The organism is Bacillus sp. LJBV19 (assembly GCF_017797845.1).
GTDB classification, from domain to species: Bacteria; Bacillota; Bacilli; order Bacillales; family Bacillaceae; genus Bacillus; species Bacillus velezensis.
On record NZ_CP072563.1, the window covers coordinates 3,232,930 to 3,257,890 of the forward strand.

29 protein-coding genes and 1 other RNA gene are annotated in these 24,961 nt (G+C 47.9%); 7 read left to right on the forward strand and 23 right to left on the reverse strand.

Going from position 1 to position 24,961, the window contains the following annotated elements; translation table 11 throughout:
• Positions 1 to 6 precede the first annotated feature (6 nt).
• From J6600_RS15765 to J6600_RS15800, 8 genes are all read right to left on the reverse strand, one after another.
• Positions 7 to 801 (reverse strand): SDR family NAD(P)-dependent oxidoreductase, encoded by a 795-nt coding sequence (locus J6600_RS15765; protein ID WP_015418226.1) that lies wholly within the window; start codon positions 799 to 801, stop codon positions 7 to 9.
• A gap of 114 nt (positions 802 to 915) precedes the next feature.
• A complete protein-coding gene (locus tag J6600_RS15770) occupies positions 916 to 1,221 on the reverse strand; it encodes a barstar family protein (RefSeq protein ID WP_039063652.1) in 306 nt (101 codons plus the stop codon).
• 74 nt (positions 1,222 to 1,295) lie between these two features.
• Positions 1,296 to 1,658, reverse strand: a transfer-messenger RNA (tmRNA) gene (ssrA, locus tag J6600_RS15775).
• Between the two features lie 167 nt (positions 1,659 to 1,825).
• Positions 1,826 to 2,296: an SsrA-binding protein gene (smpB, locus tag J6600_RS15780; protein WP_003151688.1), complete on the reverse strand. Its 471-nt coding sequence runs from the start codon at positions 2,294 to 2,296 to the stop codon at positions 1,826 to 1,828.
• A gap of 139 nt (positions 2,297 to 2,435) precedes the next feature.
• Positions 2,436 to 4,769: a ribonuclease R gene (gene rnr / locus J6600_RS15785; protein ID WP_072177850.1), complete on the reverse strand. Its 2,334-nt coding sequence runs from the start codon at positions 4,767 to 4,769 to the stop codon at positions 2,436 to 2,438.
• An 18-nt stretch (positions 4,770 to 4,787) separates the two neighbouring features.
• A complete protein-coding gene (locus J6600_RS15790) occupies positions 4,788 to 5,528 on the reverse strand; it encodes an alpha/beta hydrolase (protein WP_209387587.1) in 741 nt (246 codons plus the stop codon).
• A gap of 118 nt (positions 5,529 to 5,646) precedes the next feature.
• Positions 5,647 to 5,877, reverse strand: a complete 231-nt coding sequence (gene secG, locus J6600_RS15795; RefSeq protein WP_003151681.1) for a preprotein translocase subunit SecG — start codon at positions 5,875 to 5,877, stop codon at positions 5,647 to 5,649.
• 123 nt (positions 5,878 to 6,000) lie between these two features.
• Positions 6,001 to 6,186, reverse strand: a complete 186-nt coding sequence (locus J6600_RS15800; protein WP_087920807.1) for a helix-turn-helix domain-containing protein — start codon at positions 6,184 to 6,186, stop codon at positions 6,001 to 6,003.
• A gap of 195 nt (positions 6,187 to 6,381) precedes the next feature.
• Between J6600_RS15800 and rghR the strand changes: the two genes are divergently transcribed.
• From rghR to J6600_RS15815, 3 genes are all read left to right on the forward strand, one after another.
• Positions 6,382 to 6,792, forward strand: coding sequence for a transcriptional repressor RghR (gene rghR, locus J6600_RS15805; RefSeq protein WP_021494135.1), 411 nt, complete (start codon positions 6,382 to 6,384; stop codon positions 6,790 to 6,792).
• Positions 6,793 to 6,816: 24 nt separating this feature from the next.
• Positions 6,817 to 7,248, forward strand: a complete 432-nt coding sequence (locus J6600_RS15810) for a helix-turn-helix domain-containing protein (RefSeq protein ID WP_003151674.1) — start codon at positions 6,817 to 6,819, stop codon at positions 7,246 to 7,248.
• A gap of 80 nt (positions 7,249 to 7,328) precedes the next feature.
• Positions 7,329 to 7,646 carry a catDE operon transcriptional regulator CatR gene (locus J6600_RS15815; RefSeq protein WP_209387588.1) on the forward strand — a complete coding sequence of 106 codons (318 nt, stop codon included), beginning with the start codon at positions 7,329 to 7,331 and terminating at the stop codon, positions 7,644 to 7,646.
• A 96-nt stretch (positions 7,647 to 7,742) separates the two neighbouring features.
• Here J6600_RS15815 and J6600_RS15820 read toward each other — a convergent pair whose 3' ends face one another.
• The 9 genes from J6600_RS15820 to J6600_RS15860 form a co-directional block, all read right to left on the reverse strand.
• Positions 7,743 to 9,146: a sensor histidine kinase gene (locus tag J6600_RS15820; protein ID WP_017418904.1), complete on the reverse strand. Its 1,404-nt coding sequence runs from the start codon at positions 9,144 to 9,146 to the stop codon at positions 7,743 to 7,745.
• A complete protein-coding gene (locus J6600_RS15825; protein ID WP_209387589.1) occupies positions 9,137 to 9,799 on the reverse strand; it encodes a response regulator transcription factor in 663 nt (220 codons plus the stop codon). The genes J6600_RS15820 and J6600_RS15825 overlap by 10 nt, the downstream gene beginning before the upstream one ends.
• Positions 9,800 to 9,820: 21 nt before the next feature.
• Positions 9,821 to 10,597: a lantibiotic immunity ABC transporter MutG family permease subunit gene (locus J6600_RS15830; RefSeq protein ID WP_209387590.1), complete on the reverse strand. Its 777-nt coding sequence runs from the start codon at positions 10,595 to 10,597 to the stop codon at positions 9,821 to 9,823.
• A complete protein-coding gene (locus tag J6600_RS15835; RefSeq protein WP_115941057.1) occupies positions 10,594 to 11,328 on the reverse strand; it encodes a lantibiotic immunity ABC transporter MutE/EpiE family permease subunit in 735 nt (244 codons plus the stop codon). The genes J6600_RS15830 and J6600_RS15835 overlap by 4 nt, the downstream gene beginning before the upstream one ends.
• Complete coding sequence (locus tag J6600_RS15840; RefSeq protein WP_022553802.1) at positions 11,325 to 12,038, reverse strand: lantibiotic protection ABC transporter ATP-binding protein; 714 nt, start codon at positions 12,036 to 12,038, stop codon at positions 11,325 to 11,327. Before J6600_RS15840 ends, J6600_RS15835 begins: the two co-directional genes overlap by 4 nt.
• Before the next feature lie 110 nt (positions 12,039 to 12,148).
• Positions 12,149 to 12,826, reverse strand: a complete 678-nt coding sequence (locus tag J6600_RS15845) for an ABC transporter permease (protein WP_209387591.1) — start codon at positions 12,824 to 12,826, stop codon at positions 12,149 to 12,151.
• An 18-nt stretch (positions 12,827 to 12,844) separates the two neighbouring features.
• Complete coding sequence (locus J6600_RS15850; protein ID WP_209387592.1) at positions 12,845 to 13,762, reverse strand: osmoprotectant ABC transporter substrate-binding protein; 918 nt, start codon at positions 13,760 to 13,762, stop codon at positions 12,845 to 12,847.
• A gap of 14 nt (positions 13,763 to 13,776) precedes the next feature.
• Entirely contained in the window at positions 13,777 to 14,430 is a 654-nt protein-coding gene (locus J6600_RS15855) for an ABC transporter permease (protein ID WP_209387593.1), read from the reverse strand.
• 16 nt (positions 14,431 to 14,446) lie between these two features.
• Positions 14,447 to 15,592, reverse strand: coding sequence for a betaine/proline/choline family ABC transporter ATP-binding protein (locus tag J6600_RS15860; RefSeq protein ID WP_014418902.1), 1,146 nt, complete (start codon positions 15,590 to 15,592; stop codon positions 14,447 to 14,449).
• Between the two features lie 285 nt (positions 15,593 to 15,877).
• On the opposite strand from J6600_RS15860, the gene J6600_RS15865 reads away from it, so the two are divergent.
• Positions 15,878 to 16,411 (forward strand): GbsR/MarR family transcriptional regulator, encoded by a 534-nt coding sequence (locus tag J6600_RS15865; protein ID WP_003151660.1) that lies wholly within the window; start codon positions 15,878 to 15,880, stop codon positions 16,409 to 16,411.
• Positions 16,412 to 16,444: 33 nt separating this feature from the next.
• On the opposite strand, the gene opuCD is transcribed toward J6600_RS15865, so the two are convergent.
• Genes opuCD through opuCA form a run of 4 tightly spaced genes read right to left on the reverse strand, consistent with a single transcriptional unit; the run spans position 16,445 to position 19,881 of the window.
• The gene (gene opuCD, locus J6600_RS15870) at positions 16,445 to 17,119 is read right to left on the reverse strand and encodes a glycine betaine/carnitine/choline/choline sulfate ABC transporter permease OpuCD (RefSeq protein ID WP_012118473.1); all 675 of its coding nucleotides are present in this window, start codon (positions 17,117 to 17,119) and stop codon (positions 16,445 to 16,447) included.
• Positions 17,120 to 17,136: 17 nt separating this feature from the next.
• The gene (gene opuCC / locus J6600_RS15875; RefSeq protein WP_209388362.1) at positions 17,137 to 18,030 is read right to left on the reverse strand and encodes an osmoprotectant ABC transporter substrate-binding lipoprotein OpuCC; all 894 of its coding nucleotides are present in this window, start codon (positions 18,028 to 18,030) and stop codon (positions 17,137 to 17,139) included.
• A 37-nt stretch (positions 18,031 to 18,067) separates the two neighbouring features.
• The gene (locus J6600_RS15880; protein WP_003151654.1) at positions 18,068 to 18,721 is read right to left on the reverse strand and encodes an ABC transporter permease; all 654 of its coding nucleotides are present in this window, start codon (positions 18,719 to 18,721) and stop codon (positions 18,068 to 18,070) included.
• A 20-nt stretch (positions 18,722 to 18,741) separates the two neighbouring features.
• The gene (gene opuCA, locus J6600_RS15885) at positions 18,742 to 19,881 is read right to left on the reverse strand and encodes an osmoprotectant ABC transporter ATP-binding protein OpuCA (RefSeq protein ID WP_003151651.1); all 1,140 of its coding nucleotides are present in this window, start codon (positions 19,879 to 19,881) and stop codon (positions 18,742 to 18,744) included.
• A 260-nt stretch (positions 19,882 to 20,141) separates the two neighbouring features.
• Here opuCA and J6600_RS15890 point away from each other — a divergent pair, with 260 nt between their 5' ends.
• Complete coding sequence (locus tag J6600_RS15890) at positions 20,142 to 20,699, forward strand: GbsR/MarR family transcriptional regulator (RefSeq protein ID WP_014418904.1); 558 nt, start codon at positions 20,142 to 20,144, stop codon at positions 20,697 to 20,699.
• Between the two features lie 20 nt (positions 20,700 to 20,719).
• Here the strand turns inward: J6600_RS15890 and J6600_RS15895 are convergent, their stop codons facing one another.
• Positions 20,720 to 21,352 carry an NAAT family transporter gene (locus tag J6600_RS15895; RefSeq protein ID WP_007409973.1) on the reverse strand — a complete coding sequence of 211 codons (633 nt, stop codon included), beginning with the start codon at positions 21,350 to 21,352 and terminating at the stop codon, positions 20,720 to 20,722.
• 438 nt (positions 21,353 to 21,790) lie between these two features.
• On the opposite strand from J6600_RS15895, the gene J6600_RS15900 reads away from it, so the two are divergent.
• Complete coding sequence (locus tag J6600_RS15900; RefSeq protein ID WP_209387594.1) at positions 21,791 to 22,501, forward strand: zinc ribbon domain-containing protein; 711 nt, start codon at positions 21,791 to 21,793, stop codon at positions 22,499 to 22,501.
• Between the two features lie 40 nt (positions 22,502 to 22,541).
• Here the strand turns inward: J6600_RS15900 and J6600_RS15905 are convergent, their stop codons facing one another.
• On the reverse strand, positions 22,542 to 24,320 hold the full coding sequence (locus J6600_RS15905) for a zinc ribbon domain-containing protein (protein WP_209387595.1): 1,779 nt from the start codon (positions 24,318 to 24,320) through the stop codon (positions 22,542 to 22,544).
• Positions 24,321 to 24,452: 132 nt separating this feature from the next.
• Between J6600_RS15905 and J6600_RS15910 the strand changes: the two genes are divergently transcribed.
• Positions 24,453 to 24,914 carry a GNAT family N-acetyltransferase gene (locus tag J6600_RS15910; protein ID WP_209387596.1) on the forward strand — a complete coding sequence of 154 codons (462 nt, stop codon included), beginning with the start codon at positions 24,453 to 24,455 and terminating at the stop codon, positions 24,912 to 24,914.
• The last annotated feature ends 47 nt before the right edge of the window (positions 24,915 to 24,961 follow it).

The following is a 24,961-nucleotide window of genomic DNA, read 5'->3' on the forward strand; positions in this document are numbered from 1 at the left end:
TTCATCTTATATAATACTCCGCACCAAGCCGCCGTCGATCCGCAATGCAGATCCGTTAATGGCAGACGACAGCGGGCTGCTTAAAAAGGCGACAAAGTGGGCGATTTCTTCCGGACGGATCAATCGCTGAATGATCGACGTCGGACGATTTTCCTTCATAAATCGTCTCTCCGCCTCCGCCGCGGTCAGGTTTTCACCGGGATAAAGCGACTCGAGCATTGTTTCGACGCCCTCTGTTTTCGTGGAGCCGGGCATGACCGTATTCACCGTCACATTCGTCCCTTCCGTGAGCTCGGCCAGACTGCGTGACAGCGACAGCTGCGTCGTTTTCGTAGCGCTGTAATGGGCCATTTCCTGAGAAGGCATGACGGCCGCTTCACTCGCGATAAAAATCACCCGCCCTTCCTTCCGTTCAATCATCCGCTTTGCATACCGGCGTGTCAGCCTCACGCCGCTCATGATATTCACCTCGAAAAACCGGAGCCACTCTTCGTCAGGAATATCAAAGTATTCCGCAGGTTCAAAGATTCCTAAATTGTTGACGAGAATATCCACATCAGGGTACTGCTGAAAAATCGCGCCGCATCCTTCCGCCGTGCCTAAATCAAATGCGGCCGGATAGAGACGGGCATCCGGCGTCTGTTTCTCTAGTTCCCGGATCGTTTCGTTCACCTTTTCTTCACGGCGGCCGTTAATGATCACGGCCGCACCTTCTGCAATCAGCGAAGCCGCAATCGCCTTCCCGATGCCTGACGTAGATCCCGTCACAAGCGCCGTCTTCCCTTTCAACTGCAAATCCATCATCCATTCCTCCCTATCGCAAGTCTCTTCTTATATATGGACAGAAATCGAAAGCCTGAAACCTTCCGTCCCTATTATCGGATAGAAAAATAGATGAGGGGAAGTACGCACTTTTTAGTGCCTGTCCGTTGTCCCGGCTGACGGCTGATCGATTTGAATGACAAATCGATTCCCTAACTCTTCTTGAGCCTCTTGAAACAGCTCCAAGACATCATCAGCATCCGAACCCAATGCCTTCTGACTGGCCTCAAAATTCTTCCACACCAAAGTCAGCGGAAGTTCGATCCAGCCTGTCAGACAATCCCATAAGGCATTCAGATTTTCACCATAGTAGTCCGGGAAATCTAATTGATCTTTTAAGATTCGGTGTAATGCTTCTGTGCTTGTAACATCTTTTCCGTCTATGATGACGATTTCCATTCACTTTCACTCCTTGATTTCGGCATGAAAAAACCGCAGTGCGTCATGTGACGGCACTGCGGTTCCTCTGTTATGTATGGAGACGGTGGGAGTCGAACCCACGTCCAGAAACATCGATTACTTAAGCGTCTACGAGCGTAGCCTGCATATTTCGTGTTTCACTCGTCTTCGTGCCTGCGGGCGGGCCTTCCGAGAGCTAGTCTGTCAGTCTCTTCTTACGTTCTCAGACGGGAACGCAAGCGTAGCCTACTTGGATGTGCTCTTCACGGACACATAGGCAATGTCAGGAAGAGCTCGCTGCGTTTATTAGGCAGCTAGTGCTAAGTTTTGGTTAAAACTTTTAGTTTTGCCAGTTATATTTAGGTGCGTGTTAACGAGATCGCCTCTCGGCTCGCAGCTCAAGCTCGATCCATCCCTGTCGAATCCGTAACGTCCCCTTGTTAAGGGTATACGGGAGATCTATCAAGCTCTTGCTCAACTGGCTGTACTGTTATTATACCATGATCACAGGCAAATTCAATTGGGAATATCTTCAATAAACAGCCTGTGAATCTGATGTGTGAACAGTATAGCATAGGGCAGTCATCACATCAAGGCTCAGGCATCAGAAGCCTTTTTGTCTGTCTCTGAACGCTCTTTCGATTTCTCTTTTGGCGTCTTTTCGTTTTAAATCTTCGCGTTTATCGTATGTTTTCTTCCCTTTTCCGAGGCCGATTAACACTTTGGCGAAGCCGTTTTTCAAATACAGCTTCAGCGGCACGAGGGAATAGCCTTTCTCTTTCGTCAGGCCGATCAGCTTATTGATTTCTTTCCGGTGCATCAAAAGCTTTCTCGTCCGGAGCGGGTCGTGGTTATAGCGGTTTCCCTGCTCGTACGGGCTGATGTGCATGTTGTGGAGGAACACTTCGCCGCGCTCGATTTTCGCAAAGGAATCCTTCATGTTTACGCGGCCGGCGCGGATGGACTTAATCTCTGTTCCCTGCAGCACGATGCCTGTTTCATAGGTTTCTTCTATAAAGTAATCATGGTTTGCTTTTTTGTTTTGCGATAATACTTTGCCTGATCCTTTTGGCATGCCTTATCCTCCTCTCTCCGCAAAAACCGTTCATGTGTGCGATACGCTTTATTTTAGCAAATGGAGCGTTCCGCGACAATGAAAATGCGGCTTGCGAAAGAAAGCAAACAGAGCATTTTGCCCCATTTGCTTTTCGCATTTACTTCTTCTTTTTGCGTTTTTGTTTCGGCGCGTTTTGGAAACCGCGTTTTTTCTTTTTCTTCTTCGGTTTTGTAAACCATTCCCCTTTTTCCTCCGATTTCGGCGGTGAAGCCGGGGTATTGCTGTTTAACACGCGTTTCCGCGCCGGTCTGCCGCGTTTTCTGCGGTCGCCTGTCGTTTCTCTCGGACGGCGGGTGCCTTTCATGCCGACAATTTCAAAGTCGATGTTTCTCTCATCTTTATTGACGTCGACGACTTTGACCGTGATTTCGTCTCCGATGCGGTAAACGTTGCCCGTGCGTTCACCGATCATGGCGAAATGCTGCTCGTCAAAACGGTAATAATCATCCGTCATAAAGCTGACGTGCACAAGACCTTCAATCGTATTCGGCAGCTCGACAAACATTCCGAAATTCGTGACGGAACTGATCATGCCGTCAAATTCCTCGCCGATTTTATCAAGCATATATTCCGCTTTTTTCAGATCGTCCGTTTCCCGCTCTGCATCAACGGCGCGACGTTCCATCGTTGACGTATGATCAGCGATTTCCGGAAGGCGTTCGGCCCACTTTTCTTGAGTCGCTTCGTCCGATTGTCCGTTGATCAAATACGTTCTGATCAGCCTGTGAACGATTAAGTCAGGATAACGGCGGATCGGCGATGTGAAGTGCGTATAAAACTCAGTCGCCAGCCCGAAATGGCCCAGGCTTTGCGGGTCGTATTTCGCCTGCTTCATGGAACGGAGCATGACGGTTGAAATCACCGTTTCTTCCGGACGGTCCCGTACTTCATCAAGAATGCTTTGCAGCGCGCGCGGGTGAATGTCTCCGGCTTTCCCTTTGACGATATAACCGAATGTCGTGACGAACTCCAGGAACTTTTGCAGTTTTTCGGCGTTCGGCTCTTCGTGAATCCGGTAAATAAACGGCACGTTCATCCAATGGAAGTGCTCGGCCACCGTTTCGTTTGCGACAAGCATGAATTCTTCAATCAGCTTTTCCGCTACTGAGCGCTCTCTGATGACGACGTCTTTTACGGCGCCTTCCTCATCGACGAGCACCTTCGCCTCTTTGAAATCAAAATCCACGGCGCCGCGGTCCATCCGTTTCGCCCGGAGAATTTCCGCCAGACGTTCCATGTCTTTAAACATCGGGACGAGCGGCTCATATCTTTCTTTCAGCTCGGCGTCGTCTTCTGTGAGAATCCGGTTGACATCTGAATAGGTCATTCTTTCCGTCGTTTTAATGACGCTTTGGAAGATCTCGTGCTCTGTTACCTGCCCCTGCTGGTTGATTGTCATTTCGCAGGAAAGCGTCAGCCGGTCGACCTTCGGATTTAAAGAACAGATTCCGTTAGACAGTCTGTGCGGAATCATCGGAATGACCCGGTCAACCAAGTATACGCTTGTCCCTCTTTCCAGCGCTTCTTTGTCAATCGGGGAATTCTCCGTGACGTAATGGCTGACGTCGGCAATATGGACGCCGAGCTTGTAGCTGCCGTTATCAAGCTTTGTCACGGTGACGGCGTCATCCAGATCCTTCGCATCCGCGCCGTCAATGGTGACAATGACCTGATCGCGGAGATCACGGCGGTTTTTGATGTCTTTTTCATCGATGGTATCGGGCGTGCTTGTTGCCTGCTCCATCGCTTCAGCCGGAAAGTCCCCCGGCAGGCCGTGTTTATGGATGATGGATAAAATATCGATGCCCGGATCATTTTTATGGCCGAGTATTTCAACGATTTCTCCTTCGGCGTTCATTCTGCCTTCAGGGTAGCTTGTCAGTTTGACGACGACTTTATGGCCTTCCGCAGCGCCGTTATTGGCATGTTTCGGAATAAAAATATCACTCGTGATTTTCTTATCATCCGGGATGACAAAGCCGAAGCTTTTCGTTTCTGTGTATGTGCCCACGACGCGGTCGATGCTTCTTTCCAGGATGCGGATGACCGTGCCTTCCTGTCTCGATCCGCTTGACTGGGAATTGAGCCGCACCATGACGATATCGCCGTTCATGGCCGTATTCAGCTCATTCGGCGGAATAAACACATCGCTTAAAGAGGTATCCTCCGGCAATAAAAACGCGAATCCTTTCGCATGCGCGGAAATTTTTCCTTTTACTAAATTCATTTTTTCCGGAAGCCCGTAGCGGTTGCTTCTGGTGCGGACGATCTGTCCCGTCTCCTCGAGCGCCACCAGCGCTTTTACCAGCTCTTTAAATTCATCTGCTTCCGTGATGTTCAGCATCTCCTCGAGTTCCTGAACGGTAAGGGGCTTGTACGCCTCTTCCTTCATAAACGCGAGAAGACGGTCCATAAACGCTTCTTTTTCCATTATTCGACCTCCTGTTTGTTACCAATCGAGTTTCTCTAAAAATTCGTACACATCCTGATGAACGAGGTCCCGTTCTTTATCGAGCGTAATGACATGGCCTGATTCTTCATACCATTTCAGCTGCTTGTCGTCCGTTTCCACCTCGTTGTAAATGATGTTCGCACTTTCTGTATTGATCATATGGTCATGCCGTGCCTGAACCACAAATGTCGGGGAATAGATCATGTCGACGTTTTTGCGCACATCGGCAATCAGCTCTTGAAGCGATTTGAGCGTATTCATCGGTGTTTTTTCAAACTCCTTCATTTCCTTTTCAATCTGCTCCGGCTGTTTTCCTTCGAATTTTTTATAATTGCGCGCGTAGGAAAGAACTCCTTCGTACATAACCTCTTCACTTTTAATGTGCATCGGCGCACACATAGGAACAATTCCCTTTATGGGTACAGTGTAACCCAATTTCAATGAAAAAACCCCGCCAAGCGACAGTCCGCAGGCCGCAATGTTTTCATAGCCTTCAGACCGTAAATATTCATAAGCGTCCATGACGTCTTTCCACCAATCTTCAGGCCCCGTATGTACCAGCTCTTCCGGCGGAACGCCGTGCCCTTTATATTGAGGCGCGTGACAAGTGTAGCCGCGCTCATTCAAGTAGCGGCCGAGCATTCTGACGTCTGCCGTATTTCCCGTAAATCCGTGCAGCAGAAGCACCGCTTTGTCTCCGCCTTTAAATGTAAATGGTTTTGGTGTCACAATTTTCATGCTCATAACCCCTTTTTTGCACATTCAATTTAGTTTTCCACAGTTTTGCGAGAAACAAACGCCGTCTCTCAACAAGAAAAAGGCCTGATATTAAATCAGACCTTATACAAACATTGCCTTATACGATATACGCCAGCGAAATCGTCAACACGAAAAACAAGACTGCCAGCACAACGGTTGTGCGGTGAAGAATCAGATCAAGGCCCCTTGCTTTCTGTTTTCCGAAAAGCTGCTCCGCCCCGCCTGAAATTGCACCCGATAAACCGGCGCTTTTGCTGGTTTGAAGCAATACAACAATAATAAGTGCAATACTGACGATAACCAATAAGGTAATCAATAATGTGTGCATCCCATACACCTCCAGACTGACTGGCCTACATTGCTTCTATTTTACATGAAAAACAAAGGCATGTCACGCCGTATCGGTGCACATCATGTCAGAAAAACGGAAATGCGTTTGAATCTTCCATCATCATTGACTTTTGTCAACAAAGTCGTAGTAAAAAAGATCTTCAAATTTCATGTCAAAGTAATAGAGCATTTTTCCGATGACCAGCTGTCCCGGCCTCCGCTCTCCATTCAGTACACGGCTCAGTGTGGCGGGAGATATTCCGATCTCCAGGGCGAGCTGGTTTAACGAGTAGTCATTATTGACCATATACTGCAGCACATAATCTCTTCTGATCTGTATCTTTTCGACCACTTTCTTCACCTTCCGTTCTGTCAAATACTTTCTTTCTTATACATAAGATACGGCTTTTGTTAACTTTTGTCAATACTTTTCCAGCCTGGCTATTCCCTTTAGTCAATAAACATACTAGAATATAAATAGACCGCGGGAGGGGGAGAGACTGTGGAAAGCTTCGGGAAACAATTGCGGACATTGCGGGAAAAAAGGCATCTGACAGTGAACCAGCTGGCAACGTATTCAGGCGTCAGCGCCGCGGGAATCTCGCGGATTGAAAACGGCAAACGCGGGGTGCCGAAACCTGCAACCATTAAAAAGCTCGCAGATGCGTTGAAAATCCCGTATGAGGAACTGATGAAGACGGCGGGATACATAGAGACCGTCCAGGAAACGAGAGCCCCGTACGACACGGGCTGCACCTTGCTGGAAAAAGCCGAAACGTATGAGCTGCATGATTTATCCCTATTGGAGCGGGAGAACTGGCGGCACCTGTCGAAAGAAGACTTGGTTCTGCTTGATAAATACTTTGCGTTCTTAGCGGCGGAAGCCAAAAAAAGAACAAATGAAGACTCATGACTTTGCACATGTGAGGCGATCTTATTGAACACATTCGGAAAGCAATTAAGAGAGCTGCGCCGCGCCCGGAAGCTTACCGTCAATCAGCTTGCCGTCTATTCCGGCGTCAGCTCGGCGACCATTTCCAGAATTGAAAACGGGCACCGCGGCATTCCTAAACCGGCGACCATCAGAAAATTGGCGGATACATTAAAAATTCCGTACGAGGAGTTAATGGCGCGGGCCGGACACATCAAGGCATTTCAGGAGGAAATCCGCGAAACATCCGAAAGCTATCAATCCATCTGCGCCATCTATCAGACCGCCGTTGACAGAGGCGCGGAGCATCTGCCGCTGTTTGACAGCAAAAAGTGGCAGCACTTCACAAAAGAAGATATTGAAAGCGTCAGCAAATACTTTGACTTTATCGCGGCTGAAGCGAAAAAGCGCTCCCCGGATTCCTCATCCTCTTTTTGATCCCCTCCCAACTTAACGAGCGCCAGACATACGTTCCCTCCGATTTTGCGGTATAATAGCAGAAGACGAGGTGAAAAAGCATGAACCAATCAGAAATGTGCCCCAGATTCGAAAAAGCGGTCGACATCCTAAGTAAACGCTGGGTGGCTCTAATCGTCTTTCAGTTATTGAACGGACAGCAGCGATTTAGCGAAATTGAAGCGGCGCTTCCGAATTTAAGCGGAAGAGTCTTGTCAGAACGTCTGAAAGAACTTGAAACAGAAGGTGTCATCAAACGGGATGTTATCCCCGAAACGCCTGTCCGCATTGAGTATTCATTAACGGAAAAAGGCTGCGCATTAGCCCCTATTTTAGAGGAAATTTCCAAGTGGTCTTCACAATGGATTAATCCTTCCTGATAAACTCTTTTCCGCATAAGCGGCTGATCTCTCAAACGGGCAGCCGTTTTTATTTTTGCCTTTCTCAAAGAAACATGGAAACAGAAAAACAAGCCCTCATACGTGCAGGGCTTGTTTTTGTCTGACGCCTTCCAGCGGAATTCGAATCTCCGCCCGGGCTCCTCCAGACTCCTGATTTTCAAGTATTAATTCGCCGTGGTGAAGATGTACGACATGATGGGCGAATGTAAGCCCCATGCCGTGATGCCCCGCCGAATGTCTGCTTTTATCCTCCGTGTAAAAAAGCTGTGTCGCTCTTTTCAGCGCTTCCGGCGAGAACCCGCTTCCGCTGTCGGATACGGCAAGATGGAGGGCGGAATCGGTGCACAGGACGTCCACACGGATTTCCCCTCCTTCCGGCGTATAGTCGACGGCATTTGCCGCGATATTCATGACCGCCCTGTGGAGCAGCTCATGATCGATCGGCGCTTCTATTCGGTCAATTCCCCGTTCGCTGAGGACGAGATCAATCTGCTTCGGCCCCGCAAGCGCCGCCGCGTCACGATATATGTTTTGAATCCACTCTTTGAGGTCAGTATATTCCACATGAACGGCAACTGCCTCCTCCGCTTTAGAAAGCTGGATCAGCTGTCCGACATAATGCTCGATTTTGTTTCCGGCATCCAGAATATACTGCGCATATTCCGCCTGCTCCTCATCAGGCTCTGTTAACTGAAGCAGCTCGGCATTTCCTTTAATGATCGTTGCCGGAATTTTAATATCATGCGCAAGCGCGCCGATCTGTTCTTTCTTTATCCGCTCCGCCTCCCACTGCGCCGCCAGAGATGCTTGAAGCGCGTCTTTCATTTTCAGCAGAGAGTCAATGACATCGTCAAATTCTTTTATACGCGACCTTTTTGGATTGATATTTAAATTCTGTTTTTGAATGCTTGCCGTAATGGAGCTGAGTGTGCTGAAATGCCGTCTCAGCTGATTGGCGAAACGCGTCGTCACAATAAAAACGGTCAAAAGAAGCAAAGTGATCAGAATCGTAAGACCCGTCCATTCATAATTCGGCAGATAGCGCCTTAACAGCGGCGACTGAAATTCCGACCTGAGTGAATATTGGAGAACGCCGTATTCATCTTTCCGATTTATCACCATGAATCCTTTTTGAGCATAATTAAAATACGGCTGATGCTGAATCTTTTTTCTGGCGTTGGCCGCATCTTGTTCCGTCATCGTTCCTTTTGTCATCCGCTTTGTTTTTTTATCAAAAACGGCGTATGTCATACCTGCGGGAATCATATCTTCTGTTATCTTTTCCGCTGATTTCAGGCGGGGTTTGATCTGTTCCGCCTCATGCTCGCTGTAGTTTGCGGGCAGGATCGCTCCGGCATTCATGGCAATGGCATTTAAGGCGACACATAATGCCGCCACCCCCATCGTGCTCAGACACAGCGTGATGGTAAATTTGACAAGCTCTTTGCGGATGCTGGATTTTCCTTTTGCTATTCCCATTTGTATCCGACACCCCACACCGTTTTAATTGGATCAGCCCCGTGTTCTTTACATTTTTTCCGGATGGTTCTGATAAACTCCGTAATGGTTGAATACAGCGCATCGCCGTCCAAGCCGTACACTTCCTCGTAAATCTGCTCCCGTGAGAATGTTCTGTTTTTATGCTGTGCCAGAAATTCAACGATTTTATATTCGTTTTTCGTAAGAGGCAGTTTCCGGTCATCCATCCACACTTCTTTATTGTCAAAATCAAACATGAATCCTGATATCAGCCGTTTCGTCTGATGCTTTTCCCGCCGTTCCCTTCTGACATGCGCGTTTACCCTTGCCATCAATTCCTGTACGCCGAACGGCTTTGTGATGTAATCATCAGCGCCTGTCATGAGGCCTTTCACAATGGATTCTTCGTCAGACTTTGCCGTTAAAAACAGGATCGGGCTGTCCACCAGCGGCCGAATCTGCCGGCAGAGTTCAATCCCGTCCGTTCCGGGCATCATGACATCGAGAAGAATCAAATCATAGCCTTGAAAAAAATCCAATGACTGATCCTCCGCTTTTTCCAGAATCGTTACTGTATGCTGATCACGCTGTAAAATGTTTCTGATCAGAACGAGAATATCTTTTTCATCATCAATTGCTAAAATGTTTGCCACCGGCCGAATCGCTCCTTGCCTTTATTCATATGAACGCCGCCCTTCCCATCTTCTGCACCAATAGAGGCCGGCCAGACATAATATCACTATAGAAAAATATAACATTATTTCTCCGAATCTCATATCGTATCTTACATAAGGGAGGAACTCTTTTTTGACTTTGTCAAAATACAGCAGTCCTGCAAGGCCTGAAAGCCGCACGCTCCATGCCCACGGGAAAAAACGCCAGATGATATCGCCAAGTCCCGTATTCATGAGCGCCGCCATTAATAATCCCGCACCCCCTAAAAGCCCGGACGGTCCCATGCCGTACTTTATGCCGACAAAAAAAGACATCATATAGAGCGGAATACTGCCGGCAATCAGCCACGCCCCTCCTTTTAAAAACGTAAGATAGGGGAGATCATTGATGTGAAGAACAAATTTCATCCCCGCCAAATAAAGACAGATGGCGAGACCTGCCGATAACACATTCAATAGGAGCAGCAAAAGCAGCTTGCCCGCAAAACTGACGATTTTCGAATACGGCACCGCCAGCATCATCTGAAAATGGCCCGCCTGTTCCTCAACCGAGGCAGACATGCCGCAGACAATACTGATGATGAAAGGGTATAAAACGGCAATCGCGCTGAAGAAGACGCTGTACAGCTCATAAGGCTCCTGAATCCTTCCATACATATACAAAAACAAAAGGAAAAATCCCGCGCATAAAACCGGCGCCGCAACATGCATCCATATGAGCGGCGTGCGCTTCATTTTTAATACATCGGCCCACATATATCGTAAAAGCACGGTCATGACCGGTTTCCCCCTTTTGAAAAAGACACTGCGGAAATCAAACTTATTGCGATAAAAGAAAGGATAGAAAGAATAATAGCCGGAAAGATCACGTTTCCGTTTAATAAGCCGCTGTCTGCGGGAAGCGGAATTCCGTTCGGATGGATCCCGAGAATCGGTGACATCACCCGGACTGACCAGCTCCATGGGCTCAGCCACCACAATGAACCGGACGCCGGCACAATACCCAAAACAAAAGCGGCGATCATATTCACGAGAATGACTGCCGTAAATCCGAACTGCCTGGCAATCCATAAGCACAATGGAATTTCCCAAAGCGTCGTCAGCCATAAAAGGGAGCCTGCTTCAACGCCTTTCAGCTGCAGCGCAGCAATTCCCGGAAATACAAGGCCAAGTAAAAACATGATGATGAAAAAGACGATTTGCGACAGGAGTGAATACAGCGCGATCAAGCTTATTTTTGAGAGCCATATGCTTTTTAAATCTGCCGGCAGTGAGTACACCGCGCGGTCATTCGCAGATTTTTTCTCTTTTTTAACAGATAAACCGCACATCAGAGCAATCATGAGCGGCATGAAAATAACCGCCCACCAATTGAACGTGCCCGTCATAAAATAAGCCGTATTCAGCAGAAAAGAAAAAGCCGTGTTCAGAAGCGGAATCAGAATGATGAGCTTTCTGATAAATGTTCTTTTAGATGTAAGGTGTTCCGCCTGCATGTACTGAATCATTTTCCTGTCCCCGCTTTCTCCCGTGTTGATTTGACTACCTCCAGAAACAACTGCTCCAGATCATCTTCCCGGCTGATTTCTCCCTGATATCCTAAAACGCCGTCACTGATGATCCCGATATGGTCTGCAATCTGCTCGACTTCTGATAACAGATGGCTTGATAAAATAACCGTCATGCCCTGTCCGGGGAGGGAGCGGATAAATTCCCGCAAATCCTGAATTCCCATCGGGTCCAATCCGTTTGTCGGCTCATCAAGAATTAATAGCGACGGACGGCTTAATAATGCTAACGCAATGCCGAGACGCTGTTTCATTCCCATGGAAAATTGTCCGGCGCGCTTTTTTCCGGTTCCCGTTAATCCCGTGATTTCCAGCACTTCCGCAATTCTTGAATCAGGCAGTCCGAGCATAACGCAGCGGACTTTCAGATTTTCAGCGGCTGTCAGGTTGCTGTAAAGCGGCGGCGCTTCAATCAGGGAACCGATGCTTTTCAAGTCTTCGCGCTTCCATGTATGTCCGTCGAACAGAACCTCGCCGGATGTTTGCTGCAGCATGCCGGTCAATATTTTAAGTGTTGTTGATTTTCCCGCGCCGTTCGGACCGAGCAGGCCGTATATACTGTTGCGTTTTACTGATAGAGACACATCAGCCACTGCCTGTTGTCTGCCGAATGATTTTTGCAGCTGTCTCGTTTCTATGATGTTGCTCATTTGATTACCCCTCTGCTTTGTTATTTGATAAGTAAGACTTTACAGCGCAGTTATCAAAATTTAATCAAGAAATCAAAAAAAGCATCCTTCACGCGGAAGAATGCTTTTTTTCATGAGGCTGAGCGTACGATCAGCTTTCTTTTTTGTTTTTTCACCGGGCTGAGGGCTCGTTCCAGCCACGCCATCAGCAGGTCTGCGGCCACCGCCATCAGCGCGGTCGGGATGGCGCCCGCCAGAATAATGGCGGTTCCGTTTGTCGCGTTCGACCCTCTGACGATCATATCGCCGAGGCCGCCAGCCCCGACGAAGGTGCCGATCGCCGTGATGCCTATGGCAATGACGAGCGCCGTTCGGAGACCCGCCATAATAACGGAAAGCGCAAGCGGCAGCTCCACCATACGAAGGATTTGGTATTTCGTCATGCCCATCGCTTTTCCCGACTCCAGATAAGCATGCTCGATATTGATAATGCCCGTGTGCGTATTTCTGAGAATCGGCAGCAGGGAATACAAAAACAAAGCCGTGATGACCGTATTGGCGCCGAGTCCCATGACAAGCATCAGGACGGCGAGCATCGCCAGCGCCGGAACGGTTTGAATCACATTCACCACAGCAAACACCCAGCCGGAGAGACGCCCGTGCCTGGCTGTCACAATTCCGGCCGGAATGGCGAAAACGGCGGCGAAAACGACGCCGTACGCCGACATGAGAAAGTGCCGCCAGCACTCATACAGAACATAGCTGCCGTTTTGAGCGTAATACGTAAACAGCTCCTTCATCGTGTCCATCCGCACATCTCCTTTCCGTTATTCAAAGTAATGATGTTTTTCTAAATATTCCTTAGCTACGACGGACGGCTCTTTTAATCGGCCGTCAACTTCGTAATTCATTTTCTGCATCATCTTTGTATCAATCGCGCCGATCATTTTATTGATCACGCCCTCCAGTTCGGGATGCTCTTTTAATACTTGATCCGGAACGACGGGTGAACAGTCATACGGAGGAAAGAACTGCTTATCATCCATCAGCGTTTTCAGTCCGTAAGCGATGATTCTTCCGTCGGTGGAATAAGCGAGCGCGATATCCATCTTTCTGCTTTTCAGCGCGTCGTAAACGAGGCCGATCTGCATCGGATACGTGCCTTCAAATGACATTCCGTATGTTTTCATAAAATCCTGATATCCGTTGCCTCTCAGCTTCATCCAGTAGTTATCTACGCCGAATTTCAGATGAGACGCTTCTTTTTTGACATCGGATACCGATTCTAAATGGTACTTGCGGGCAAGCTGTCCGGAAACGGTAAAGACGTATGTATTATCAAAGCCGTAAGAATCAAACCATTTCATGTCGTATCTGCTTTGAAATTCACGCTGAACGAGCCGCAGCGCTTTGTCCGGGTCTTTTTCCGGCTCCATGCGAAGCGTCCCGGTCAGCGCGTCACCTGTATAGCGCGTAGCGGCGATATCAATATCACCGTTGATCAAGGATTGCTGCTGTACGGCGTTGGAACCGAGATTTTTAATAACGGATGTTTTCAACCCGCTGTGATGTTCGATCATCTGTCCGAGCATGCTCGCGATAATTTCTGATTCGGTCATGCTTTGCGCGCCGATTTTAATGGTATCCTCCGATGCGGCGCTCAATCCCGGGAGCGAGCATCCGCCAAGGAGCAGCATGCCGATACAGGCGATTGCGAGCAGCCGTTTTTTGCATCTATTCCCCATGAGAGACCTCCTCCTTATGAAGCATCCTTTATGCTCTTCAGCCCGTCAGGCGTGACTTTCCGTTCTGTCATCCCCAGCATATAATCGACGGCTGCCGCCAGCATTGTGACCGGAACGGCGCCTGCGATAATATACTCCGGCTGATAAAGGTTCAAGCCGATAAAAATGTAATCTCCCAGCCCGCCTCCGCCGATAAAGGAGGCGAGTGTCGCCCAGCCGATTAAATAAATCGAAGACGTCCTGATGCCCGCCATGATGACCGGAGCGGCAAGCGGGAGCTCTACAAGCCTGATCTGCTCCCATGCCGTCATGCCGATTCCTTTTCCCGATTCCAGAAGATGCCGATTGACGCCGAGAATCCCCGTATACGTGTTTCTGAGAATCGGCAGCATGGAATAGAAAAACAGCGCCGCAACGGCCGGGACCTTTCCTACGCCTAAAAGCGGAATAAAAAACGCAAGAATGGCAAGGCTCGGCAAGGTTTGAATGATGTTGACGATGCCGATGACGGCGCCGGCTCCTCTTTTCATCCTCGTCAGCAGGACGCCGAGCGGAACGGCGGCGAAAATGCCCGCCATGACGGCGATTAATGAGATGTACAGATGCTCCCATGTTTTATAAAGCATCTCTCCTCCATTTGCCTGTAAAAATTGCACGGTCTGATTCATATCAATTGAAGCCTCCTCATGACATCACCGCGAGCTGATTCTCTTCTCCCCAGATGGAGTCATAGACGATGTCAACGAGGCTTGCCCTTGTCACGATTCCCGTTAATCGGCCGGCTTCATCAAGGACCGGCACAAATTTCATGCCTCTTTTTAAAATTTTATGGACGGCGTCGCGGAGCAGAGTGCCGCTTCTGACCGTGTACAGATCCCGCTCAAGCACTTCCGCGACGGTTACCGCCTGTCTTCGTTTGCGGTCAATCATCTCCACATCGACATAACCTTGGAGAACGTTCTTTTCATCAATGACGAGCAGCGAATCCACCCGCTCGGCACGCATCAGCTGAATGGCGGCTGACAGTGTTTTCTCAGGTGTTACCGTCACGGGATCGGGATTCATGATCTGCTCCACCCGTTCAATATCAGGGCTGGATGATTGGATCAGCCGTTCCTTGCCGATAAACTCCTCAACAAATTCATTCGCCGGAAATCTGAGAATCTCATCAGGCGTTCCGGCCTGGACGATTTCTCCCGCTTTCAGAATGACGATTCTGTCCGCAAGCTTGATGGCTTCGTCCATATCATGGGTAACAAATACGATGGTTTTATGTAAGGTTTTTTGCAGTTTTTTAAATTCTTCCTGAAGGGAATCTCTCGTAATCGGGTCAAGCGCCCCGAACGGTTCATCCATTAAGATGAGCGGCGGCTCTGCGGCAAGTGCCCGTAATACACCTATTCGCTGCTGCTGTCCTCCGCTCAGTTCATGAGGGTAACGGTCTAAATATTCAGGCCCCATATCAACGAGCTTTAAAAGCTCCCGCGCCCGTTCCTTCCGTTTTTCGGCAGGATGCTTTAAAAGCTTCGGAACGAGCGTAATGTTCTGCTGAATGGTCATATGCGGAAACAGCCCGATCTGCTGGATGACATAGCCGATGCTTCTTCTGAGTTCCACCGGGTCTTGTTCCATAATGTTTCGGCCTTCTATCAGGATTCTGCCTTCTGTCGGTTCAATTAAGCGGTTGATCATTTTCATCGTCGTCGTTTTGCCGCAGCCGCTCGGTCCGATAAAACAAATAAATTCGCCTTTGGCGATATTCAGGTTGATGCTGTTGACGGCTTTTTTCCCGCCTTTATACATTTTCGAGACATTTTCTAATGTCAGCAAACACTCACACCTCCATGATTAAGTTTATTCAATTCGTTAAATCCAAATTTAACTTTTCAGACAATTGAACGTTTCCCATTATAAATTAAACTTTGTAAATTAAAAAGTTTACAATTTGTCCATATTATATATAAAGGTTGTGTAAGCACTGATTAACCCGTATTGACCGGCAAAGTTCTTCTTATTGCTCCGGATTACTGCCAAATTCTCTCGGAAGAGCATTTCCGCCGGTTTAAAAATGTGGTATATTGACATCGGAATTGCTGACTGAAAGGATTGAAACTGTTGGAGAAAGATCCGTTACACGTAATCGAACAAGCTGAAGATCATTTGATAGAACGAATCGCTGAAAATATGCATACATTCGGAATGCCCGCGACGGTGGGGCGCATTTTAGGCATTATTTATATGAACCGCAAGCCGATGACCTTAACTGAATTATCAGAAGCGACCGGCATGAGCAAGACGAGAATGAGCCAGGCGGTCCGTGAAATGCTTGACGTCAATCTGGCGGAAAAAGTGTTTGAAAAAGGCGTCCGCAAAGATTTATACGACGTCGAGCAGGATTATTACCAGACCTTTATTACGCTGTTTACGGCCACATGGAGCAAGGTCGTCAGCAAAAATAAAATGATGCATAAAAAGCTGAACCGCGAACTGACGGCCGTCCTTGAAAACGGCGTGCCGGAAGAAGCTGAGGAAAAAATCAACGAACTGCTGAAAGAATTAAAGGATTGGCTTGATTACTACAACTGGATCAGCCGCCTGATCGAGTTTTTTGAAAGCGAAGAAATTTTCAAGCATGTTCCGAAGCCATAAGAAAAAAACGCCCTGACCCGCAAGGCGTTTTTTTCATGCCGCATTCGGCGCTTTGGTTCGTTTTTTCTTTCTCACCGGACTCAGCGCCCGCTCCAGCCATGCCATCACAAGATCTGCGATAACGGCCATCAGCGCTGTCGGAATGGCGCCGGCCAAAATAATCGCGGTTCCGTTCGTGGCGTTTGAGCCCCTGACAATGATGTCACCGAGTCCGCCCGCGCCGACAAACGTACCGATTGCCGTAATGCCGATCGCGATGACGAGCGCCGTCCGCAGCCCCGCCATGATGACGGAAAGCGCAAGCGGCAGCTCCACCATGCGGAGCACCTGAAATTTGGTCATGCCCATCGCTTTTCCCGATTCAAGATAAGCGTGTTCAATGCTGGCGATTCCCGTGTACGTATTCCGGATGATCGGAAGAAGCGAATATAAAAACAGCGACAATATCACCGTATTGGCGCCGAGCCCCATGACGAGCATCAGCACCGCAAGCATCGCAAGCGCCGGCACGGTCTGAATCACGTTTGTCACCGCGAATACCCAGCCGCTTAATGTTCTGTGCCTGGCAATGAAGATGCCGAGCGGAACCCCGACGATCGCCGCAAATAAAACGCCGTATACCGACATGAGAAAATGGCGGTAAAACTCCTGAAGCACATAGGCGCCGTTTTGAGAATAATAAGTGCCGAGCTGCTGCAGCACTTCCATTTGCCCCACCTCATTTCTTATTCAAAATAATGATGTTTCTCCAAAAATTCTTTAGCGACGACGGACGGTTCTTTCAGCTTGCCGTCCACCTCGTAATTCAATCCCTGCATCGTTTCCGTATCAATTTTGCCGATCAGTTTATTCACAATGCCCTTCAGTTCAGGATGCTGCTTCAGCACGCTGTCGGGAATGACCGGCGAACAGTCATACGGCGGGAAAAACTGCTTGTCGTCTTTTAAAATTTTCAGATCGTACGCTTTGATCCGTCCGTCCGTTGAATAGGCGAGGACGGCATCCATTTTCCCGTTTTTCACGGCATCGTATACAAGTCCGATCTGCATCGGATAGGTTGTGCCGAATTCAAAGCCGTACGTGTCGGTAAAGCCTTTATAGCCGTCACCTTTTCTTTTCAGCCACGCATTGTCTACACCGAGCTTAAATTGATCGGCATGCTTCTTAATGTCGGACACTTTGTCTAAATGGTCTTTTTCCGCAAGCTCTTTCGTGACGGTAAAAGCGTACGTGTTCTCAAATCCGTAAGAATCAAACCATTTGTAATGGAAGCGTTTCTCAAATTCCTTCTGGACGATGGATAATGCTTTTTTCGGGTCTTTTTCCGCTTCCATGCCAAGGGTGCTCGTTAAATCCGTTCCCGAGTAGCGCGTCGCGGCGATATCGATTTCACCGCCGAGCATCGACTGCTGCTGGACATAGTTCGATCCGAGGTTTTTAATTAATGCCGTATTCAAGTCTGTATTGTGTTCAATCATCTGTGCGATCATATTGGCGATAATTTCTGATTCCGTCATGCTTTGCGCCCCGATTTTGATCGTATCATCGGAAGCCCCGCTCAGGCCGGGAAGGGAACAGCCGCCTAGAAGCAGAGCAGCCGACAGCGCCAGTGCGCACATCCATCTCTTTTGGTTTTTTTTCAAAACAGCCAACTCCTTATGATACTTCCTTCAGTCCTTTCAGCCCTTTCGGCGTCACCTTCCGTTCCGTCGCCGCCAGCAGATAATCAATGATAATGGCTAAAATGGTGACGGGCACGGCGCCGCCGATAATATATTCAGGCTGATAGAGATTCAGGCCGATAAAAATATAGTCTCCGAGCCCGCCGCCCCCGATAAAGGAAGCAAGCGTCGCCCAGCCGATCAGATAAATGGTGGATGTGCGGATGCCCGCCATGATCACCGGAACCGCAAGCGGCAGTTCCACAAGCCTGATCTGCTCCCAGACCGTCATCCCGATGCCTTTTCCCGATTCCAGCAGATTTTTGTTTACGCCTTGAATGCCTGTATACGTGTTCCGGAGAATCGGCAGCACCGAATAGAAAAACAGCGCGACGATCGCGGGCACCTTTCCCACGCCTAACAGCGGGATAAAAAATGCCAGTATCGCGAGACTCGGCAAGGTCTGCACAATGTTGACGGCGCCGATGACGGCGCCTGCGCCCTTTTTCATTCTCGTCAGCGCCACTCCGAGCGGAACGGCGACGACAATGCCTAATATGACGGCGATGATCGAAATGTATAAATGCTCCCACGTTTTATATAACAGTTCTCCGCCGTTCGTCTGCAAAAACTTGATCATTTCATTCATTGTAAGCGTTCCTCCCCTTGTCAGCCTGTCACCAGCTGGTCTTCCTCGCCCCAGATTGAATCGTAAACGATGTCGACAAGGCTCGCTCTCGTGACAATTCCGACTAAATGCCTTTGTTCATCAACGACGGGTACATATTTCATTCCGCGCTTTAAAATTTTGCGTACGGTATCACGCAGCAGTGTCCCCTGCTCGACCGTATACAGATCAGAGCGGAGCACGTCGCCGACGAGACTCGCTTTTTTCCGGTTCTGATCAATGATTTCGACATCCACATATCCTTGCAGCACATTCAGGTCATCAACGACAAGCAGGGAATCGACACGGTGTTCCCGCATCACCTGTATCGCCTGCGAAAGCGTTTTGTCCGCCGTAACGGTGACAGGCTTTTTGTTCATCATCTGCTCGACGCGTTCAATGTCCGGTCTTGATTGCAATAACCGTTCTTTGCCGATAAATTCTTCGACAAACTCATTAGCCGGATTCCGGAGAATGTCATCAGGAGTGCCGGCCTGAACGATCTCTCCCGCTTTTAAAATGACGATCCGGTCAGCCAGCTTAATAGCTTCATCCATATCGTGTGTTACAAACACAATCGTTTTATTCAATGTTCTTTGCAGTTTTTTGAATTCTTCTTGAAGGGAATCCCGCGTAATCGGATCAAGCGCTCCGAACGGTTCATCCATAAGAATAAGAGGCGGTTCCGCTGCAAGGGCGCGCAGCACGCCGATTCTCTGCTGCTGTCCGCCGCTCAGCTCGTGAGGATAGCGGTCTAAATATTCCGGGCCCATATCGACGAGCTTCAAAAGCTCCCGCGCCCGTTCCTTCCGCTTTTGTTCCGGCCATTTCAGCAGTTTCGGCACGAGGGAAATGTTCTGCTGAATGGTCATATGAGGGAAAAGTCCGATCTGCTGAATGACGTAGCCGATTTTCCGTCTCAGCTCCACCGGGTCCTGCTCCATAATGTTTTCGCCATCGATAAAAATCTTTCCGGATGACGGCTCAATCAGTCTGTTAATCATTTTCATCGTCGTCGTTTTTCCGCAGCCGCTCGGCCCGATAAAACAAATAAACTCGCCTTTTTCGATATTTAAATCAATGCTGTTGACAGCTTTTTTTCCGCCTTTATAGACTTTCGATACATTTTCTAATCTCAGCAATCCGCGCACCTCCGAAGGGTTCCGTTATTTTTCTGAAAAGTATAATCTTTATTATAAGATGAAATTTGTAAAATAAAAAGTTTACAATGTGTTGAAATTATATACAATATACGTATTTTTTCATGTTATCCCGCTGACAATGCGGATGTTCTTACAATCGCTCCCGATAGCTCGCATATCCTGCCGCATCATCTTTTTCATCAACTGTAAAAAATATGATATATTGTCAGCATGAAAAGCCAGTGAAGGGATGATCAGCCGTGGAAAAAAACGCTCTTGATATCATCGGGCATGCTGAAGAGCATCTCATTGAGAGAATCGCCGAGAATATGCATACATTCGGAATGCCGGCCACACTTGGACGTGTGCTCGGTATTATTTATATGAACCGCAAGCCGATGACGTTAAATGAGCTGTCAGAGGCGACCGGGATGAGCAAAACGAGGATGAGCCAGGTGGTCCGCGAAATGACCGATGCCAATCTGGCTGAAAAAGTGTTTGAAAAAGGCGTTCGGAAAGACCTTTACGACGTCGAGCGTGATTATTACCAGACGTTTATCTCCCTGTTTACGGCAAATTGGACAAAGGCGGTCAGCAAAAACAAAATGCTCTATAAAAAGCTGAACCGCGAGCTGACTGAGCTTCTGGAATCGGAAAATCTCAGTCCCGATATTGAAGAAAAAGCCCGCCAGCTTTTGGATGAACTGACGGATTGGCTCCATTATTATGACTGGCTGAGCCGTTTGATAGAATTTTTTGAGAGTGAAGAAGTGTTTCAGCATGTGCCGAAAATAGAAAAAAGCAGCACCCGAAGATAACCGGGCGCTGCTTTTTTAAGTCAGGAAACCAATATCGGGAACATGCCTTTCAGACCGGCGCCGATCATGCCGATCGCCACCACCGCCAAAATCAGCCCCATCAGTCGGGTAATGACGTTCATTTCGGTTTTCCCGAGCTTATTGCTGATGAAAGAAGAATAGTGAAAGAAGATGAACGTCATCGCGATGACGGCTGCAATGCCGATAAGCACGCTGATGTAATGGAAGATGCCGCCATGGCCGGCCGACAGACTCATCACCGTCGCGATCGTACCGGGACCGGCGATAATCGGAATCGACAAAGGCGTCACGGATATATCGGCTTTCTCCTTGCTCTCCCCTTTCTCTTCATGATGGAGAGACTGTACATGAGATTTCTTCGCGTTCAGAAGATTATAAGCGATGCCGAAAATAAAAATGCCGCCCGCAATACGTAAGGCATGAATGTTAATGTCAAACAGTTTAAAGATCAGATGGCCGAAGATTAAAAAAGCCGCTAAGATGATAAACGACAGCACGGAAGCCTTGCGCGCGATCGCTGTCCGTTCTTTCTCCGAGTACCCTTCCGTCAGTGAAAGAAAAATCGGCACGTTTCCGATGGGATTGGAGACTGCAAACAGTGAAATGAAGACATGAATGATGAATGAAAACATGCGTACCTCCTTATGGCTTGCCGTTATTGAGTTATGTTTTGTTCTCCGCTGTTTCTTATGCATGGTTTTTACCCCGGGGTCTGCTTTTTATAACCTCAGCCGGACGGTCCGGAAACAGAAAAAAACCGTCCTTGTAAGGACGGTTTTTTTTGTTTGCTATCTCCATAAGCCTTTTCCGAATTTCAACAGCCGATAAAGCATTTTCAATTTTTTTAGCATGCGTTAATTTCCTTTTTCACTCTGAATCAATGCGCCGAGAGACATGATATCTATCAGCTCCATTAAAATTCTACCATAATGGGTACTTTTTCTCTATTATCAATTCATAGAGAAAGTGATTTGTATATCTTTAGAAAACTCCGTTACATCCGCCCTATTTTCTTTTATAATGTAAATATTGAACAAAATCCCTATATTACTTGTAAAAGGAGTTTTAGAATGTATTGTTCTCAATGCGGCCATCATACTGATGGCGGAAAGTTTTGTGAAAAGTGCGGGGCGCCCCAGCCCGGGCAGGGAGGCGCAGACCAAACGCAGGGCCAGGCCGCTCAGGCCGGCGCCGCGGCTAAGCAGGCTTCAAAGCAATTTGCCTTATTCGTGCTTGATGTGTTAAAGAGACCGTACCAAACATGTAAAACGACAGGCGGCGAACAGCTTGTCAGCAGCATCATCAACATGGTGCTTTTCTGCCTGGTGACGCCGATTATGTTTTATATTCTTCTATCAGACGGCTTTCGTGACGTCAGTTTTACCGCGGTTGTGATCAAACCGGCGCTTACCTTTGCATTATGCGTTTTCTGCCTGTATCTCTTGATTTTTATCGCTTTGAAGGCCGGCGGCGCGCAGGTGTCATTTAAAGATTCGCTGTCCAGATTCGGGGCCTTTTTGATTCCGTTTACAGCTATTTTGCTTCTTGCCCTTATTTTTATGCTGCTTCATACAACCGTTTGCTTCACCATTCTGGCTGTCGGTCTTTTAGGAGCGGCATTTGCCGTGCCTCCGCTCATGCTGGCGAGCTATCAGCATCAGCTCACTACTAAGGCGGATATCATTTATTCTGTTATCGTCATCTATTTGATCATTTGCGTAACGTTTCAATTCACGATCAAGCATTATATAAAAGAACTCATGAATTATTTCTTCTTTTAAAAACGGAAACCCCGCCGCCTGATTGGCGCGGGGGTTTTTTTTATTGAATGGATGTTAAATAAATTCTTCCGTCTTTAACAACGCCGCCATACGTCCAATTGTATGTTCTGAGCTTCGGACTGCCGCCGGCTTTCGTAATATAAAACTCCTCGTACGTGTGAATCGTCAAATGGGAGCCTTTCTGTGAAAAGCTTTTGACATTCACTTCATTAAATACTTCGGTCGTCCCCTCGCTGTGCAGTTTTTTGACCAGTTTCTGCTGATCAGCATACAAAGGGCTCCCCTCTTCTAAATTGCCCGCCATGATGGCAAAATTGTTAAGGCTGACGGCGCTTGATTGATTTGTCAGGTAATCAGTCATAAACGATGTGACTTGCTCGTTTGTCACGCTGCCTGAAGCTGTATTTCCTTTGGATGATGCCCATGCGGATGTATAGGTTTTCGGCTGGTCATTTTTTATTTTTTTTACATTTGACCCGGAAGAATCTGAGGCAGGGTCAGCTTTTTCGAAAACCCATTTTTTATGTTTTGTATCATATGAGAGTACATAGTGAAAACTCGGCTCAGCCTCTTCCATATCAGGCTTCGTATTCCCGTCGAAATAAGCAGACTCATGAAGCTCTTTACCCGTAACAGTTACTTGCCAGCGGCCGTTCTCTTGAGAAATCGCAAATGAATCCAGATCAAAGCTTGTCTCTTTATACTGATCCTTCAAAAAGGTGCCGGAACTCTTCATGCCGGATACCACTTCTTTCGTCTGCTCTTTCCAGGCGGAACCAGCCTCGGTCATCTGATCGGTATTTCCGTCTGCCATCGCTTTTGTATACTGCTTCGTTGTTTTGACAATCGTGTCCATGATTGTTTGTTGTGTATCTTGATCCGGGATAAGCGTTAAGTCCACATCAGTACTGTTGATCGGAACATCGGCAGTTTTCATTTTCCCCCAAGGAAAATCAGCCTCCACGGCGGCTGTCATGGAACCGTCAGTTAAGAGCGGACCGTATGTAACGGATGTAAACGGATCTTTATGGACGGACTTGCCGTTTATCAGCAGATCGCCTTTCGCGCTTTTGAAGCTGTCTGCCGGAGTGAATGTCACATCCTCGGCGTCTAACGGCAGGTCAAACTCAACATTCCGGCTGCCGGCCGCCTCTGCCTCTTGCTTTTTGACAACGTCAACCGTCTCATTTTTAAGCCTGGCTTCCGCCGTGTAGACACCGGGTGCATACGGGCCGAAGATTTGGGTTTCATCGGCTTTTTTGACCGTACCTGTTTTCTCGCTGTTAATATAAAGATCGGCGCCTTTATAATTGCTTGTGACGCGGAAATAAACCGGATCGACTTTCAGTTCGTAATGGTCAAACAAAAGAAGGGTTTTTCCCTCTTTTTTGACGTATACCGCATCTTTTTCTGATGAATTGCCGCGAAGCGATGCCAGCAGTTCATCGTGTTTCTTTGCGTATGCAAGGAGCGGTTTGACATTGGTCTCATTCAGCTTCAGTTTTTTGTCTGAAGGAGTGAGCAGGGCTGCGAGCTTTTTCGTGTCCCCGTCATGAACCGCCTGTTCGAATTGATCCGTGAGCCTTTTTTCAGATGTCAGCCAGGCTCCGGTTTTATATGCGGCAATCAATAAGATCAGCGCTGCGGCAATGCCGCCCCATAGGAAGAGCGTTTTTTTAGGGATCGGCTTTCTCGGCTGTGATGCGGATTCAGCCGCCTGCCGCTCCAGCCGGCTTCCTTTCCCGATCGGTTTTCCGCATTCTTTACAGAAATGCGCCTCTTCGTTGTTCTGCTGGCCGCAATACTTACAAAAAAACATGACTTTCCTCCTATTCAATCTGCAAAAACTTGTATAACTTTTCCTATGTTTCATATTTTATAATAAAGTAGAATGATTTTGGAGTTATTTTGAAAAATAGCTGTCGATCATAACGGAGGAGGAGAAACGGACATGCAAAAACTGAGCATCCGAAAAGCCGCGGAGCCGGATGAAGCGCTGTATGAACTATTGCTGCTGGCCGATCCGTCGAAAGAGATTGTCGATGATTATCTTGTAAGAGGAGAATGCTATACGGCTTGGACGTCAGACGAGCTTGCAGGAGTCTACGTTTTATTGCAAACAAGGCCTAAAACGATAGAAATCGTAAACATCGCGGTAAAAGAATCGCTGCAGAACAATGGCATCGGCAGAAAGCTCATAGAAGAGGCCGTGAATAAGGCAAAACAAATGGGAGCGGCGACTATTGAAATTGGAACGGGCAACTCCAGTATAGGCCAGCTTGCCCTTTACCAAAAATGCGGCTTCAGACTTCAAGCCATCGACCATGATTTTTTCATCAGGCATTATGAAGAGGAGATTTTCGAAAACGGGATACAGTGCCGGGATATGATACGGCTTTATTTGGACCTTTAATAAAAGAACTGCCAATGATGCGATTAAGCCCCGTTTTCGAGACAGGG